The sequence below is a fragment of the Leifsonia sp. Leaf264 genome (genome assembly GCF_001422325.1).
Lineage (GTDB): Bacteria > Actinomycetota > Actinomycetes > Actinomycetales > Microbacteriaceae > Orlajensenia.
Genome location: NZ_LMMR01000006.1, coordinates 283,259 through 298,542, shown reverse-complemented (window position 1 = coordinate 298,542; position 15,284 = coordinate 283,259). Strand labels below are relative to the sequence as shown.

The 15,284-nt window shown below is 67.2% G+C and carries 14 protein-coding genes; 11 read left to right on the top strand and 3 right to left on the bottom strand.

Annotated features, from left to right (window positions below; all coding sequences use genetic code 11):
• Positions 1–4: 4 nt before the first annotated feature.
• Entirely contained in the window at positions 5–943 is a 939-nt protein-coding gene (locus ASF30_RS14525; RefSeq protein ID WP_055908027.1) for a LysR family transcriptional regulator, read from the bottom strand.
• A gap of 126 nt (positions 944–1,069) precedes the next feature.
• The gene (locus ASF30_RS14520; RefSeq protein ID WP_082467831.1) at positions 1,070–2,032 is read right to left on the bottom strand and encodes a LacI family DNA-binding transcriptional regulator; all 963 of its coding nucleotides are present in this window, start codon (positions 2,030–2,032) and stop codon (positions 1,070–1,072) included.
• Between the two features lie 113 nt (positions 2,033–2,145).
• On the opposite strand from ASF30_RS14520, the gene ASF30_RS14515 reads away from it, so the two are divergent.
• The 11 genes from ASF30_RS14515 (at position 2,146) to ASF30_RS14465 (ending at position 14,096) form a co-directional block, all read left to right on the top strand.
• The gene (locus ASF30_RS14515) at positions 2,146–4,581 is read left to right on the top strand and encodes a glycoside hydrolase family 2 TIM barrel-domain containing protein (protein WP_055908022.1); all 2,436 of its coding nucleotides are present in this window, start codon (positions 2,146–2,148) and stop codon (positions 4,579–4,581) included.
• Positions 4,582–4,622: 41 nt separating this feature from the next.
• Positions 4,623–5,966: an MFS transporter gene (locus ASF30_RS14510; protein WP_055908019.1), complete on the top strand. Its 1,344-nt coding sequence runs from the start codon at positions 4,623–4,625 to the stop codon at positions 5,964–5,966.
• 59 nt (positions 5,967–6,025) lie between these two features.
• Positions 6,026–8,107 (top strand): hypothetical protein, encoded by a 2,082-nt coding sequence (locus ASF30_RS14505; RefSeq protein WP_055908016.1) that lies wholly within the window; start codon positions 6,026–6,028, stop codon positions 8,105–8,107.
• Positions 8,098–9,354: a glycoside hydrolase family 1 protein gene (locus tag ASF30_RS14500; RefSeq protein WP_055908013.1), complete on the top strand. Its 1,257-nt coding sequence runs from the start codon at positions 8,098–8,100 to the stop codon at positions 9,352–9,354. Before ASF30_RS14505 ends, ASF30_RS14500 begins: the two co-directional genes overlap by 10 nt.
• A complete protein-coding gene (locus ASF30_RS14495) occupies positions 9,351–10,427 on the top strand; it encodes a family 43 glycosylhydrolase (protein ID WP_055908010.1) in 1,077 nt (358 codons plus the stop codon). Before ASF30_RS14500 ends, ASF30_RS14495 begins: the two co-directional genes overlap by 4 nt.
• 145 nt (positions 10,428–10,572) lie before the next feature.
• Positions 10,573–10,968 (top strand): ArsR/SmtB family transcription factor, encoded by a 396-nt coding sequence (locus ASF30_RS14490; RefSeq protein WP_055908007.1) that lies wholly within the window; start codon positions 10,573–10,575, stop codon positions 10,966–10,968.
• A complete protein-coding gene (locus ASF30_RS14485) occupies positions 10,965–11,441 on the top strand; it encodes an SRPBCC family protein (RefSeq protein ID WP_055908004.1) in 477 nt (158 codons plus the stop codon). Before ASF30_RS14490 ends, ASF30_RS14485 begins: the two co-directional genes overlap by 4 nt.
• A gap of 41 nt (positions 11,442–11,482) precedes the next feature.
• On the top strand, positions 11,483–11,923 hold the full coding sequence (locus ASF30_RS14480) for a VOC family protein (RefSeq protein WP_055908002.1): 441 nt from the start codon (positions 11,483–11,485) through the stop codon (positions 11,921–11,923).
• 43 nt (positions 11,924–11,966) lie between these two features.
• Complete coding sequence (locus ASF30_RS14475) at positions 11,967–12,833, top strand: PhzF family phenazine biosynthesis protein (RefSeq protein ID WP_055907999.1); 867 nt, start codon at positions 11,967–11,969, stop codon at positions 12,831–12,833.
• Between the two features lie 213 nt (positions 12,834–13,046).
• A complete protein-coding gene (locus ASF30_RS14470; protein WP_055907996.1) occupies positions 13,047–13,790 on the top strand; it encodes a DUF1353 domain-containing protein in 744 nt (247 codons plus the stop codon).
• Between the two features lie 48 nt (positions 13,791–13,838).
• The gene (locus ASF30_RS14465; protein WP_055907993.1) at positions 13,839–14,096 is read left to right on the top strand and encodes a hypothetical protein; all 258 of its coding nucleotides are present in this window, start codon (positions 13,839–13,841) and stop codon (positions 14,094–14,096) included.
• Positions 14,097–14,129: 33 nt separating this feature from the next.
• Here the strand turns inward: ASF30_RS14465 and ASF30_RS14460 are convergent, their stop codons facing one another.
• Positions 14,130–15,071 carry an EamA family transporter gene (locus ASF30_RS14460; RefSeq protein ID WP_055907990.1) on the bottom strand — a complete coding sequence of 314 codons (942 nt, stop codon included), beginning with the start codon at positions 15,069–15,071 and terminating at the stop codon, positions 14,130–14,132.
• Positions 15,072–15,284 lie beyond the last annotated feature (213 nt).

Genomic DNA, 15,284 nt, shown 5'->3' with positions numbered 1-15,284 from the left:
CTGGTCACCCTCTGGGCGACGCCGTATCGACCACTCCGCCAGCCTCGATGAACAGCTCACGCATCCAGATGTGCTCCGGGTCCCGGCGGTGGATCGGGTGCCACCACAGCGCATTCGTGATCGGAGTCGCTTCGAACGGGGGCGCGAGCACGCGGATGCGCGGATTCTGTCGTGCGAAGTCTGCGAGATGGGCCTGGATCAGCCCGAGCCTGCGCGTGCCGGCGATGAAGGACGGCAGTGTGAGGAAGCCCTCCACCACGCATTCGACGTTGGGCTCGATACCCAGTTGCTGCAACTGGCGGGTCGCCGACGTGAACGCAGATCGCGACTGATACGTGAAGACCCACGGTGCCGTCGTGATGTCATCCATCGAGACGGCCTCGCCGATCGAGTCGTTGTCCGCGGAGGCGATGATGACCCAGCCGTCGGTCGAGACATCGACGTAGGGCAAGTCGGACAGGAAGCCGTGGGGAAGCAGGAGCCCGTCCGACGAGCGGAGAGTCGCCAGGGCATCCTCGACGATCTTGGGAGTGTGCTGCATGAAGCGGAACCGCACGTGCGGAGCACGGTCCGCCGCCAGATCGGCGACGACGCGCCCGACGGTCGCGAATCCGTAGTCGGAACCGTAAACGGTGAACTCACGCGTCGACTGGGTCGGGTCCCACGCGGCTTGACTGGAGAAGACGCGCTGAGCGGCGTCCAGGGCGACACCCGTCTGCTCGGCCAATCGCGAGGCCAGAGGTGTCAGCTGATAGGAGTTGCCCTGCCGAGCGAGGATCTGATCATTGAAATGCACGCGCAAACGAGCCAAGGACGCGCTGAGCGCCGGCTGGCTCAGATTCAGCCTCTCGGCCGCGCGAGTCACGCTCCGCTCCGTGAGGAGCGCGTCGAGAGAGACGAGCAGGTTCAGGTCGAGTCTGGCGAGGCTGGTGGAGGTCGGCACGTCGTCGTGTCCTTCGAGGTTCAGCGACGAACGTCAGCGTCGTCGATCTATGAAGGAACTGTATAACGCGCGTGGATGGTGCGGACCCAAGCCCTCGGTGCCCCCTGTGCGCCTCGCGCTCAGCTGCTAGGCGGTTCCCCGGGGAACCAGAGCGAACTTGACGTCCTGGAGTTCGCGGTCATCGGTGGGCTCGCCGAGACCCTGGAGGGCTGCGGTGATGAGGTTGTACGCGGCCGCGCGCTGGTCGTAGCCGACAGTGGAGAGCGGCGGGATCGTCGCCGCCGAGAGAGGTGTGTGGTCCATCCCGATGAACCCGACATCAGCGGGCACTCTCCAGCCCCGGATGGTGGCAGCTGAGAGCAGAACCGTCGCGACATCGTCGTTGTAGCAGACGATGCCGACCCCGGGCAGCGCGAGTGAATCGATCGCGCCGAGGGCGTCGTCTGGATCGATCCCCACCCGTACGATCGTCGGTTCGGGCAACCCGTGCTCCATGCACACCGTGCGCACACCCTCTTCCCGCCCTGCGCCGAAGGGGTCGAGTCGAGCATCCTGGAGATGGGCGAAGACGAGACGGGTGTAGCCGCGGTCGACGAGGTAGCGAGCTTGGAGCGCGCCGATCTCCTCGTTGGGATCGGTTCGTCCGGTGGAAGAGGATTCCGGGTCGAATGCCAGGACTCCGCGGCTCTTCAGCAGGTCGAGCTCCTCCCGTGACAACGGGGTGAGCGAGATGACGGCGCGCGGCTTCATGCCTGTGACGACGCGATCGAGGGGGGCGGTGGTCTCGGTGGCGAGGTGCAGCAGCAGCGTCAGCCCCCGCGACGCCAGCTCTTCCGTCGCCTTCTGGAAGATGTCCTGCAGGTTGCCACCGAACGTCGTGTACGGAATGACGGCGATCACGATGTCGCTGGATCCCTTCGCGAGGGTGCGTCCGGCGGCTGATGGCTGGTAGCCCAGATCCGCTGCAGCTCGTGCGACGCGCTCGCGCGTCTCGGAAGCGAAGCGCTGTCCGCGCCCGTTCAGGATCTGGCTGACAGTGGCGCGGGACACTCCCGCGCGCCTGGCCACATCTTCGCTGGTCGCAATCACGACCTCAGCATATAGCGGTGAGTTGACGCGCGTTACTAAGTGTGGTTTCCTACTCAGGTAACGCGCGATACCAACCGTGCGACTTCCTCACAATGACGTACTGGAGCACACGCATGACTCGCGAGATCTTCACCACCGGCTGGAGCTTCCGGCCCAAGGTCACCGCATTCATGGAGCTCGGTGGCTTGTCGGCCTCGGCGTGGACGGATGTGACGCTCCCGCATGACGCCCTCATCGGAGCGGAACGTCGGGCGGATGTTCCGCGCGGCGAGACCACCGGCTACTTCCCTGGCGGCGCCTTCGAGTACAGGAAGACCTTCCATGCAGCGGCGGAGCTGCGAGGCAGCCGGATCCTGCTCGAGTTCGATGGCGTGTACCGCGACGCGGCCGTCTTCATCAACGGCAACCTCGCCGGCCAGCGGGCGTTCGGGTATTCGCGGTTCTTCGTGCAGATCGACCCGTACCTGCGGTTCGGCGCCGACAACGAGATCCGTGTCGAGTGCCGCACGCACCTCGACAGCCGCTGGTACTCCGGCGCGGGCATCTACCGCGACGTGCACCTGGTCGTGAAGAACCCGGTGCACATCGCCACTGACGGCGTGATCGTGGCGACTCCCGACATCGAGTCCGATCGAGCCGTCGTGGAGATCGCCGTGGCGGTCGAGAATTCGAGCGCGCTGACCTCGACTCTGGAACTGACTGCTGACGTAACAGGCCCGGATGGCGCAGCCGTCGCCACCGCACGCTCACCGATCACGCTCCTTCCCGGCACGCGAGGCACCGCACGCCTGCGTGCCTACGTCGCCGCGCCAGAGCTCTGGAGTGTCGACGCACCGAACCTCTACTCGCTCCACCTCGCACTCAGCGAGGGAGAGAACGTCGTCGACGAGCACTCCGTCTCGTTCGGCATCCGCTCCCTCCAGCTCGACCCGCAGAAGGGGCTGCGCATCAACGGCGTGAGCACGAAGCTGCGCGGAGCCTGCATCCACTCCGACAACGGGCCTCTGGGCGCTGTATCGATGCGAGCGGCCGAGGAACGCAAGGTCGCCCGTCTCAAAGAGGCCGGCTTCAACGCGATCCGCAGCGCACACAACCCCATGAGCACAGCCCTGCTCGAGGCGTGCGACAAGCTCGGAATGCTCGTCATGGACGAGACCTTCGACATGTGGACCCAGAGCAAGAGCGACTTCGACTACGCGTTCGACTTCCCCGAGTGGTGGGAGCGCGACGTCGAGGCGATGGTCGCCCGCGACATCAACCACCCCAGCGTGATCTTCTACTCGATCGGCAACGAGATCCCCGAGACGGGAAGCCCGATCGGGTCGACGTGGGGTCGGCGGCTCGCCGAGAAGGTGCGCTCGTTGGACAGCACTCGCTACGTGACCAACGGCATCAACGGTTTCGTGTCGATGATCGACACGATCGTGCCGCAGATGCAGGCCAGACGGGATGCCGCCGCGGCTGCCCCCGAGGGCGGTGTGAACACCATGATGGCGGGGTTCGGCCAGATGATGAGCCACATCCAGACCTCGGAGCCGGCGACGCAGCGCACCGAAGAGTCCTACGCCGAGCTCGACGTGGCAGGAATGAACTATGCGGAGGCCCGCTACGAACTGGACCGCGACCAGTTCCCCGACCGCATCATCGTGGGTACCGAGACCTGGCCGACGTCCATCGTCGGCAACTGGGAACTCGTCAAGGCCAACGGCCACGTCATCGGCGACTTCACCTGGACCGGATGGGACTACCTCGGCGAGACCGGTATCGGCGTGACGCGCTACTCCGACTCCGGCCAGTCCGGGTTCTCCGGTGGATTCCCCGAGCTGACCGCCTGGTGCGGCGACATCGACATCGTCGGCAACCGCCGACCCGTGTCGTACTTCCGTGAGATCGTCTTCGGCCTGCGCTCCGATCCGTTCATCGCCGTCCACCCGCCCGCGAACCACGGCCGCCCGATCGCCGTCGCGACGCCATGGGCGTGGGGTGACGCGATCGCGAGCTGGACCTGGGCGGATGCGGAAGGGCAGCCCGTCACGGTCGACGTCTACAGCGACGCCGATGAGATCGAACTGCTGCTCGACGGCGAAACGATCGGTCGGGCACGGGTCGAGAACTTCCGGGTGGCGATCGAGACGACCTACCGCCCGGGCACGCTGACGGCCGTGGCCTATGTGGACGGCGTCGAATCCGGCCGCGTCGAGCTCGCCACGGCCGGAAACTCCCTCGTGCTGGAGGCGAGGGCCGACCGGCAGGACCTCCGCACTGACGGAACCGACCTCGGCTACGTCGACCTCACCCTCACCGACGAGAACGGAATCGCGCGCAACGGCGTCGACCGGCCCGTCACCATCACCGTCGACGGACCGGCGATCCTGCAGGCCTTCGGCAGCGGCAACCCCATCACGACCGAGTCGTTCAACGCAGCCACGCACACCACCTTCGACGGACGAGCCCTCGCGATCATCCGTCCCACCGGAGTAGGCGAGATCACCGTCACCGCGATGGCCGACGGATGCACACCGGCAGTAGCCACCCTCACCACACGCTGACCCACGAGCCCCCACCTGTAACACTGACAAAGGAGTCCCCGATGAACACGACAGACGACCAGCCGCCCGTACCCTCGAACGGTGCCTTCCCCCTCGGGAGCGCATCGCCGGCCGAAGACACCGAACAGCTCGCTGCCGCCGCCGGCGGCGACGCGGATCGTCCCAAGGTCAGCGGGGCATTCATCACCCTTCTGGCGTTGGGCCTGTTCGGCACGTACCTCGCCTTCGTCACGCCGATCGCGATCTCCCTCGCGATCCGCGTCAATGCCCTCGCTCCCGACCACGCCGAATACCTCGGTGTCGTTCTCGGCTTCGGCTCTCTGGCTGCCCTGTTGACCAGCCCGTTGGCCGGCCAGCTCTCCGACCGCACTCGCTCGCGGTGGGGTCGCCGCCGACCGTGGCTCGTCGGCGGCATCCTCGCCGGCATCCTGGGCCTGGCCGTCATGGCGGCATCGCCAGCGGTGCTCGGCCTCGGGATCGGCTGGGTGATCGCGCAGATCGGCCTCAACTCGACGGTCAACACCTTCGGCACCATCCAGGCCGACAAGCTGCCCGAGAATCAGCGCGGCAAGGTCGGAGCCATCACCGGCTTCGCCACCATGGTCGCTCCCGTCTTCGGTGCCGTCTTCGGTGGGACTGTCGCCAACCAGCCCTTCCTGCTCTTCCTGGCCCCGGCCTTCGTCGCCTTGGTCGTCGTGCTGGTCTTCGTCGTGTACTACAAGGATGCCGACAGCCGGAACCTCACCTTCGACTCGCCGTTGACCGCCAAGGTGCTCGTCTCGAAGTACGTCTTCAACCCCAAGCGCTACCCCGACTTCGCGTGGAACTGGCTCGGCCGCTTCCTGTTCTTCTTCGGACTCACCCTCAACACCAGCTACACGGCCTTCTTCTTCGCGGAGCGGCTGGACATCCCCGTCGACCAGATCGGCGGAACCGTCGCCACCGTCGGCGGTATCGGCATCCTCGGCACCGTCGCCGGCGTGTTCCTCGGTGGATTCCTCTCCGACAAGCTGCGCCGTCGCAAGGCGTTCGTGCTCGGCTCCGGCATCCTGTTCGGCATCGGCGCCCTCGTCATGGTCGTCGCCCCCGACCTGACGCTGCTCCTCGTCGGATCGCTGCTCTGCAACATCAGCATCGGTGTCTTCTCCGCCGTCGACCAGGCGCTGTACCTCGACGTGCTGCCGGAACGCGACACGGAAGCCGGCCGCTTCGTCAACATCATCCAGCTCGCGAACGTTCTCGCCCAGGCCATCGCGCCCTTCGTGGCTGCGGCCGCCCTCGCGCTCATCACCACCGGCGACCGCTACGCGGTGATCTACATCGCCGCAGCCGTGTTCACCGTCGCCGGCGGCCTCGTCATCCTGAAGGTCAAAGCCGTTCGCTGACCACGTTGCGGCCGGGCTCGTCCATGGCCCGGCCGCAACCACCCTGGAGAAAGGCCGCCATGCCCCACGATGCCCGCCCGATCGATCGCCACGCCGTCGTGCAGCGCCACAACGTGTCGATCACCGTTCCCGACCCCGAGTCCGTGCTCACCGTCGGCAACGGTGACTTCGCCTACACCGCTGACATCACGGGAATGCAGACGTTCACGACATTCCACGACCAGGCCACCGCGATCATGCAGGGACGCGCCGCGATCAACAGCGCGACCATGAGCACTTGGGGATGGCACGAGATGCCCAACCCCGACGGCTTCGTGCTCGACGACGCGATGTCGGAGCACACGACCACACGCGGAGTCGTGCGCTACCCGGACCGGCACGACATGGAAGGTGCGATGCGCGGCCACGTCTCCGACGAGAACCGTCCGGGCGCCTGGCTCAACGCGAATCCCCAACGACTGGATCTCGGTCGCATCGGGTTCTCCTTCCACGACGCGAACGGCTCGCCGGTCGACGTCAGCCCTGAGGTTCTGACCGACACCGTCCAGAACCTCGACCTCTGGTCGGGAACGATCACGAGCCGCTTCCGCTACGACGACCAGATGGTCGAGGTGACGACCGTGGCGGCCCCGGATGACTCCACCGTCGCCTTCCGCGTGAGTTCCGCACTCCTCGGTGACGGCCGACTGCGCATCGCCCTGCGATTCCCCTACGCGCATCCCGGCTTCTTCCAGACCTCGGACTGGCGGAATCCCGACCGCCACACATCGACAATCGCGGCCGAGGGTTCTCGGGCCACGATCTCGCGGAAGCTCGACGGAACCGCCTACGTCGTGGCCGTCGAATCCAGCAGCGGATCGATCAGCCAGACCGCGCCTCATGAGTTCGAGGTATCCACGGACGCTGATTCGCTCGACGTGGTCGTCCGATTCGCCCCGAACGATGGAGGAGCGCTCCCGTCCTTCGACGCCGTCGCTCAGGCAGCAGCCACGTCGTGGGAGCGCTTCTGGCTCTCCGGGGCGGCGATCGACTTCCACGACACGGCGGATGCGCGGGCCCATGAGCTCGAGCGCCGGATCGTGCTCTCCCAGTACCTCACCGCGGTCAATTCGGCTGGGGTCATGCCGCCCGCCGAGACCGGACTGACCACGAATTCGTGGTCGGGCAAGGCCCACCTCGAGATGCACTTCTGGCACGCGGCCCACTTCGCGACCTGGGGACGACCGGAGCTCCTCGAGCGCAGTCTCGGCTGGTATCTCTCGATCCTCCCGGCGGCGCAGAGCACTGCGGCGGGCCAGGGCTACCCGGGCGCGCGGTGGCCCAAGCAGGTCGGTCCGGATGGTCGGGAGAGCCCCGATCCGATCGGCTCGTTCCTCGTCTGGCAGCAGCCGCACGTGCTGTACCTGCTCGAACTGATCTGGCGCGCATCCGTTCCCGAGAAGCGCGAAGCGCTGGTTCTCGAGTTCGCCGGGCTGGTGGAGCAGACGGCGACCTTCATGGCCGCCTTCGCGGCAGAGCGCGACGGCGAGTTCCACCTGCTCGCGCCGATCATGCCGGCGCAGGAGTTCTATGACGTGACGACAACGGAAGACCCCACCTACGAGCTCGCGTCCTGGTGGTGGGGACTGGAGATCGCCCAACTCTGGAGAGAGCGCGCTGGGCTGGCGCGCGAAGCCGAGTGGTCGACGGTGCAGGATGGGCTCGCGCGCCCGCACGTCGAGGACGAGCACTACACGGCGATCGCAACCGAGCCGTTCCTGCGACGCGACGACCACCCCGCACTTCTCGCCGCACTCGGCGTCGTGCCACCCACTCCGATCATCGATCCCACGATCATGACCGCGACCCTCCTCGACGTACTCGGCAATTGGGACTGGCCGTCGGCATGGGGGTGGGACTTCCCGGTCATGGCGATGACTGCATCACGGCTGGGGCGCCCTGACATCGCGATCGACGCTCTGCTCCGCGACGAGATCAAGAACCGGTTCACCATCGTCGGGCACAACGCCCAGATGGGATCCATCCTCCCCATCTACCTGCCCGGCAACGGTTCCCTGCTCGCGGCGGTCTCGATGATCGCCACCACCGGCTTTCCCGATTCCTGGAATGTTGCAACCGAAGGATTCGTACCATGGCCGTGAACGCAGACATCGTCTTTCCCGCCGGCTTCCTGTGGGGAGCAGCATGCGCGCCGCACCAGAACGAGGGCAACAACCTCAACAGCGACATGTGGGCCTTGGAACAACTGCCCGGCTCGTCGTTCGCTGAGCGCAGCGGCGATTCCGTCGATTTCTACCACCGGTGGAAAGAGGACATCGACCTGCTGAAATCGCTCGGCCTGAATGCCTTCCGCTTCGGGATCGAGTGGGCGCGGGTGGAGCCGGTCCGAGGCGAGTTCTCGGTGGCCGAGCTCGCCCACTACCGGAGGATCATCGACTACTGCCTCGCGCAGGGAGTCGAGCCCGTCGTGACCCTCCACCACTTCTCGAGCCCGCTGTGGTTCGCCCAGGCTGGAGGATGGGGATCCCCTGAGGCGGTCGACCGGTTCGGTGACTACGTCGACGCGGTCTGCCCGATCCTCGACGGCGTCACCTGGGTGGCGACGATCAACGAGCCGAACATGTTCGCTGTCATGTACCAGATGTCGATCCCGCTGCAGTACCCGGACCCCGCGGCGGTCCTCGCCCGCATGGGAGCGGCACGGTCGGCCGTCGATGGCGAAGCCGGTCTCAACGCCTTCTCCATGCCCGAACCGAAGGACGAAGCCGCGCAGACCATGCTCCGCGCACACGCGAGAGCCCGCGACATCCTGCGTGCGACTACGGCGGCGAAGGTCGGATGGACCATCGCCATCCAGAGCCTCGTTGCACGCGAGGGCTACGAAGACAGGCTCGACCACTACCAGCGCGTCTGGGAAGACACCTACCTGGAGGCATCCCGCGATGACGACTGGGTCGGCGTGCAGTCCTACACCAGCCAGCTCGTCGGACCGGATGGGCTGGAAGGCGCCCCTGAGGGCGCCGAACTCACCCAGACGGCGTGGGCCTATCGTCCCGATGCCCTCGAGATCGCCCAGCGGCGCGCGTGGGACGTCACCGGCGGCACACCCATGATCGTGACCGAGAACGGTATCGCCACGGCTGACGACCAACGACGCATCGACTACACCACCGGCGCCCTCCACGGCGTGGCGCGGACCCTGGCGGACGGGCTCGATGTGCGCGGATACCTGCACTGGACCTTCATCGACAACTTCGAGTGGGTGCACGGCTACGCCATCACGTTCGGTCTCGTCGCGGTGGACCGCACCACTTTCGAGCGAACGCCCAAGGGCAGCGCGAGGTGGCTCGGCCGGGTCGCCGTGACGAATGGAGCGGAGCTCTCATGACGAACGACGCCATCCGACCCGGTCACCCGTGGCTCGACACCAACGGTGAACGGATCCAGGCACACGGAGGGTCCCTGTTCTACGAGAACGGCACCTTCTACTGGTACGGCGAGAACAAGCAGCACACGACCCCGGGCAGCGGCAACTGGCATTGGGGTGTGCGCGCGTACTCCTCCGCCGACCTCTACAACTGGGACGATCTGGGCCTGATCCTCCCGCCGGTGCTCGACGACCCGTCATCTCCTCTGCACCCCGCGCAGAAGATGGATCGCCCGCACATCATCTTCAACGAACTCACCGGCAAGTACGTCTGCTGGCTCAAGCTCATGGGGGAAGGCGCCCACGACACGCAGGCGTCGACGGTGCTCACGTCCGACTCGTTGCTCGGCCCGTACGAGATCGTGCGCGCCGGCCTGACGCCGTTGGGGATGAGTGCGGGTGACTTCGACCTCGTCGTCGATCCCGCCACGAAGAAGGCGTACTACTTCTTCGAGAAGGTGCACACCGACCTCGTCGTCGCGGAGCTGACAGACGACTACACGGATGTCACGGGTGTGCACTCGCTCCACTTCCCTCACCCGAGTCCGCCGTTCACCCGTGAGGCGCCCGCGCATTTCGAGCGGGACGGCGTGCACTACCTCGTCACGTCGGGGTCGACCGGGTACTTCCCGAACTTCTCCGAGGTCGCTTCGGCTCCCGACTACCACGGACCGTGGACTGTGCTCGGCGACCCGCATCCGGACGACCCGAGCCGCACTTCGTTTCGTTCGCAGATCAGCTGTGTGTTCAAGCATCCGCTCAAGAAGGACCTCTACATCGCCCTCGCGGACCGGTGGCTGCCGCAGCTGCCGGACGCCATGCCCAACGTCTACGACAGTGTCGCGGCCATGGCGCAGGGTGCCGCTCGTCCGGAGATGACGCCCGAGCAAGCCGCCAGCATGGGCGCCGTGATGGCTGCCGGTAGGGGCGAGAACACCGCGATCGCCGACTACGTCTGGCTCCCCATCCGGTTCGATGCGGGCGTGCCGCGCATCGACTGGCATGACGAGTGGCGCGTCGAAGACTTCGACTAGTCGACGCACTCCGCCGACGCGACTCCTGCAGCCCCTGGCGCTCCCTGGTAGGCAGGGAACCCACACCTTCCCGAAGGCTTGACGCGACGAGCGTGGCGTCGTACTCTTTGATCAATCAAATGATTGATCAAGCAGAAGGTTGATAATGATCGTGGATCCGAAGTCGGAGGAGCGGCTCGACAGGGCATTCATGGCCCTGGCCGATCCGGTCCGTCGGCGGATCATCGCCCGCCTCAGTCGGGGCTCGGCCACGGTCAACGAGCTCGCAGAGCCGTTCGAGATCTCCAAGCAGGCGGTCTCGAAGCACATCCAGGTGCTCGAGCAGGCGGGGCTGGTCACGCGGACGCGTGACGCGCAGCGTCGGCCCGTTCACCTGAATGCCGTGGAACTCGAGCGCATGACCAGCTGGATCGACCGCTACAGGCTCATCCACGAGCAGCAGTTCCGCAGTCTCGATGCTGTGCTCGGAGCGATGGGCGCATCGGATGCCGCACCTGACGAAGCGGCATCCGTCGACACCATCAAGGAGAAGGAACAATGAGCACCACCACCAATGCCCTCACCGTCACGGCGCCCGAAGGCGTGCAGTACGTCGACTTCGTGCGCGAGTTCGACTACCCGGTCGAGGCCGTCTTCAACGCCCACCGCGACCCGGCCCTCGTCGCCCAGTGGCTCGGCCCGCGCGACCTCGAGATGGAGATCGAGGAGTACGACTTCCGCACCGGAGGCCGCTACCGCTACATCCATGGCCGCGGCGACGAGAAGTACGGCTTCAACGGAGTCTTCCACGTCGTGCGCGAGAACGAGTTCGCCGTGCAGACCTTCGAGTTCGAGGGCTACCCCGACGTCGTGGCGCTCGACTCGATGCGCTTCGTCGATCTCGGCAACGGACGCACGCGCCTCGAGGGCCACTCCGTCTACCCCACCCAGGAGGCCCGCGACGGCATGGTCGCCTCGGGCATGGAGCACGGCATGCGCGAGGGCTACGAGCGCCTCGAAGAACTGCTCGGCTGACCGGCCGTCCGGCATCCGACCCGACACCCAAGGAGAACCTCATGGACTGGACCCTCGAAGTCGTCATCGTGCCCGTCAAGGACATCGCGCGATCGATCGAGTTCTATCGCGACAGGGTCGGATTCGACCTCGATCACGACACCGACATGGGCGAGGCGCGCATAGTGCAGTTCACGCCGCGCGGCTCCGGCTGCTCGATCGTGATCGGCACCCTCCCGTCGCAGAACCAGATGGAGCCGGGCTCGCTGAAAGGCCTGCAGTTGGTGGTGTCGGATGCCGCCACCGCACGTGAGGAGCTCATCGGCCGCGGTGTCGACGCCACCGAGCTCACGGTCTTCGATGACCGCGACGGAGGCACCTTCTTCGGCTTCAGCGACCCCGACGGCAACAGTTGGGCCGTGCAGGAGCTGCGAGTGCGCGCCGAGAAGCCGCTCATCCCGGTCGACTACCGCAGTCGCTTCGGCGAGGACTACGAGGTCTAGGCCGGCTGTGGCCGCCGTGCCTCCGTCGCGCGATGATGGAGGCATGGCCACCCCGCAGATCCTCCGCTACGCCGCCTTCACCACAGACCCCCGCGGCGGCAACCCCGCCGGTGTCGTGCTCGATGCCGGCGGGTTGACTGATGCCGAGATGCAGCGCATCGCCGCCGACGTCGACTACGCCGAGACGGCGTTCGTGACAGGCACCGTTGGTGGCGCCACGGCGATCCGCTACTTCAGCCCGATCGCCGAGGTGCCCTTCTGCGGACACGCGACGATAGCGACGGCCGTGGCGATCGCCGAGCGCGACGGCGTCGGCGAGATCCGCTTCGCCACCCCGGTCGGCGAGATCCCGATCGTGACGGATGCCGACCCCACCGCAGCGACCGGTGCAGCTGGGGGCATCCGGGCGGCCTTCACCAGCGTCGAGCCGGCGATCGAGCCGCTGGACGGAGCGGCGCTCAGCCAGATCCTCGCCATGACGTCGCTCAGCGAGGCGCAACTCGACGCCAGCCACCCGCCGCGGGTCGCCTTCGCCGGCAACAGGCATCCGGTCGTCGTCGTCGCCGATGCCGACGTGTTCGACTCCTTCACCTTCTCGCCCGTCGTGGCGCGATCGCTCATGGACGTCGAGGGGTGGACCGGAACCATCACGATGCTGCACGTGCTGGCGCCGGGCGAGTACGAGGCGCGCAACATCTTCCCCGTCGGGCGCATCACCGAGGATCCGGCGACGGGCTCGGCCGCGGCGTCGCTCGGCGGCTACCTGCGAGCCCTCGGCCTGGTCGAGGCGCCGGCCCGCGTGGTCGTGCATCAGGGACGCCACGTCGGCCGGCAGAGCCTGCTCGCGGTCGACATCCCGGTCACCGGCGGCATCACCGTGAGCGGCGTCGCCGTCGCCATCCCGGACTGATCTGTCGCGGAATCCAATCCGACCGGGCGTCGGCGCCGTACTCCATTCCGTGCTGCGCGGAGAGAAGACCGTGCAGCACGCGAACGTCATCTGTGGTCGACCCGACGACCTCTTGTGCGGATGACAGGAAGGGCCTCGTGCGCACGGGGCCCTTCCGCGCACTGACAGCCCCAGCGTGCAGGATGGACCCACACCGCAGCGAAGGGGGAACGGATGCCGTTCATCACCGAGGACGGCGAGCCACTCGCCTCGATCGAGCTCGCCCAGGTGCCCCCCGATGGGCGGTTGTTCCAGCTCCGGCGGGGCATCGGCTACAGGGAGCCCGGCGGTGACGCCGTCGTGTGGGCTCCGGCGCACGTGCCCGACGGGCATCCGGCCCGCCCGAACAGCACGGACCTCGCGTCGGTGCCGTCCTTCCTCTGGAGCTTCATCGCGTCGTACGGACGGCAGTCGGCGCCGGCAGTCCTCCACGATCACCGCTCCGAACTGGCCGCGGTGATCGGCGACGGCGGCGACCCGCACGCCGCCCTCGAGCAGCGCCGTGAGGACGATCGCCTGTTCCTGGTCGGGTTGCGCGAGAAGCGGGTGCCTCTGCTGCGCGCCTGGCTCATGTGGGGCTGGGTGTCGGCCGAACGCTATCTGCGCCATGCCCTCCCACTCGGGCTGCTGCTCCTCGTCCAGGTGCTGCTGGCCGTCGGGGTCATCGCCGTCGCGGTGGTGCTGACGGTCACGAGCGGAGTCGCGTGGCTCATCCTGCTGCTGGCGCCGCTGGCGGCAGCCTTCCTCTGGGGTCGCGACTGGCGGATGGCCGCGGTGCTGTCGTACGGCAGCGCTGTGATCGGGCCGCTCCTCATCGTGCAGTTGGTGGCCCTGCTCCCGTTCCGCCTGCTGGAGTTCGTCGTCGAACTGTTCAGCGGGGGAGAGCCGACGCAGGTGTTCCGACCGACCGTGCGCTGAGCGCCGACCGTGGTCAGCGGCATCCGGTGCCGCGGGTAGATTGTCTGCATGGCTGAGAACACCCCCGAGCCGCGCCTGCCCGGCCGCGCTGGACGCAAGCACATGAGCGCACTCGTCGCCTGGCCGCTCGGCTTCGTCGTGGGCGGTGTGCTCGGCGTCGCCATCGGCTACACGCTCGACAGCGTGATCGCCGGCGCGCTCATCGGCATCGGCATCGGCATCGTGTTCGGTGTGCTCTTCTCCCCGTCCTCGACCGAGGGCAAGCGCCCGCGCAAGGCACCGAAGGCTCCGAAGACCCCCCGGTAGTCACGTCGGCAGACGCCGCGCCAGGCGCCGGGCTCAGGCCAGAGCCAGCATCCCGGCCGCTGCGAGTGCCAGGGCCAGTCCGATCCACTGCACCGGAGCGATGCGCTCCCGCAGCACTATCGCCGCCAGCAGGATGGTGCCGGCAGGGTAGAGGGCCGTCAGCACGCTCATCACGCTGAGGTCTCCCACGCGGATGCCCAGCAGCAGGAGGGTGTTGGCGACGGCATCGATCACTCCGCACGCCACGGCCAGCAGGATGCCCGCCCGCAGGGCGTTGCGAGCTGCGGATGCCGCGGCCGACGTGCCGTCAGGGTCCGCGGTATCGGTCCCCATCCCGGTCAGGCTGGCGGCCTCGTGGCGGGCATGCCGTCGTCGGCGCAGCCCGACGAGGAAGAGGATCCCGACGACGCTGAACATGATGGCGGAGTTGACGGCGCGATTGAGCACGAGGGGTACGAGTCCGCTGTCGTCGGGGGTCAGATCGATGAGCACGAGGAAGACTCCGATGGCCGCTCCGGATCCGACGGCCATGGCTATGCCCGTGAGCGAGGGCCGCACGGCGCCCTTCTCGGGAACGAACCCCACCATCACCACGGCGATCAGGGCGAGTCCGATCGCCCAGTATCCGAGGGAGGCGAGGGTCTCGCCGCCCGCGAGGGCGACGGTCAGCGGGACTATCGCCGAGACGACGGCGGTCAACGGCGACAGGATGCTCATCGGCCCGATGGCGAGGCACGCGTAGAGCAGCGAGATGGCGACGGCGCCGGAGACGCCGGAGAGCGCGCCCCAGAACACGGCCTCGGACGACCAGGTGCCGCCGAGGAACGGCAGGAGCAGGGCCAGCAGCACGAGACCCGTGAGCGCCGCTATGGCCGTCGTCAGCAGCGCGCTCATGCGCTTGGCGGCGAGGCCGCCGAGGAAGTCGGCCGAGCCGAAGATGAGGGCGCCTGACACCCCGAGGATCACGGTCAACATAGGCGACCAGCCTAGGGCGGACGTCGGCCGCTGACGGCCTCATGACAACTCCGCCGCATCCGCGCGCACGGATGCGGCGACCAACTTAAGAGCAGATGACATTTCTCTCACGGCCCTTGGCAGCGTCGGAGGCAGCCCATAGTCTGCGATTGACCCCTGAACGGGTGTGCCCCGATACGGGGTACGCGCGGGAGGGGTCGCCAGTTTCTCGGC

Excerpts from the sequence above, each read along its gene's own strand:
- ASF30_RS14515 (WP_055908022.1), top strand. The coding sequence starts at position 2,146 with ATGACTCGCGAGATCTTCACCACCGGCTGGAGCTTCCGGCCCAAGGTC.
- ASF30_RS14510 (WP_055908019.1), top strand. The coding sequence starts at position 4,623 with ATGAACACGACAGACGACCAGCCGCCCGTACCCTCGAACGGTGCCTTC.
- ASF30_RS14505 (WP_055908016.1), top strand. The coding sequence starts at position 6,026 with ATGCCCCACGATGCCCGCCCGATCGATCGCCACGCCGTCGTGCAGCGC.
- ASF30_RS14500 (WP_055908013.1), top strand. The coding sequence starts at position 8,098 with ATGGCCGTGAACGCAGACATCGTCTTTCCCGCCGGCTTCCTGTGGGGA.
- ASF30_RS14495 (WP_055908010.1), top strand. The coding sequence starts at position 9,351 with ATGACGAACGACGCCATCCGACCCGGTCACCCGTGGCTCGACACCAAC.
- ASF30_RS14490 (WP_055908007.1), top strand. The coding sequence starts at position 10,573 with ATGATCGTGGATCCGAAGTCGGAGGAGCGGCTCGACAGGGCATTCATG.
- ASF30_RS14485 (WP_055908004.1), top strand. The coding sequence starts at position 10,965 with ATGAGCACCACCACCAATGCCCTCACCGTCACGGCGCCCGAAGGCGTG.
- ASF30_RS14480 (WP_055908002.1), top strand. The coding sequence starts at position 11,483 with ATGGACTGGACCCTCGAAGTCGTCATCGTGCCCGTCAAGGACATCGCG.
- ASF30_RS14475 (WP_055907999.1), top strand. The coding sequence starts at position 11,967 with ATGGCCACCCCGCAGATCCTCCGCTACGCCGCCTTCACCACAGACCCC.
- ASF30_RS14470 (WP_055907996.1), top strand. The coding sequence starts at position 13,047 with ATGCCGTTCATCACCGAGGACGGCGAGCCACTCGCCTCGATCGAGCTC.
- ASF30_RS14465 (WP_055907993.1), top strand. The coding sequence starts at position 13,839 with ATGGCTGAGAACACCCCCGAGCCGCGCCTGCCCGGCCGCGCTGGACGC.
- ASF30_RS14460 (WP_055907990.1), bottom strand. The coding sequence starts at position 15,071 with ATGTTGACCGTGATCCTCGGGGTGTCAGGCGCCCTCATCTTCGGCTCG.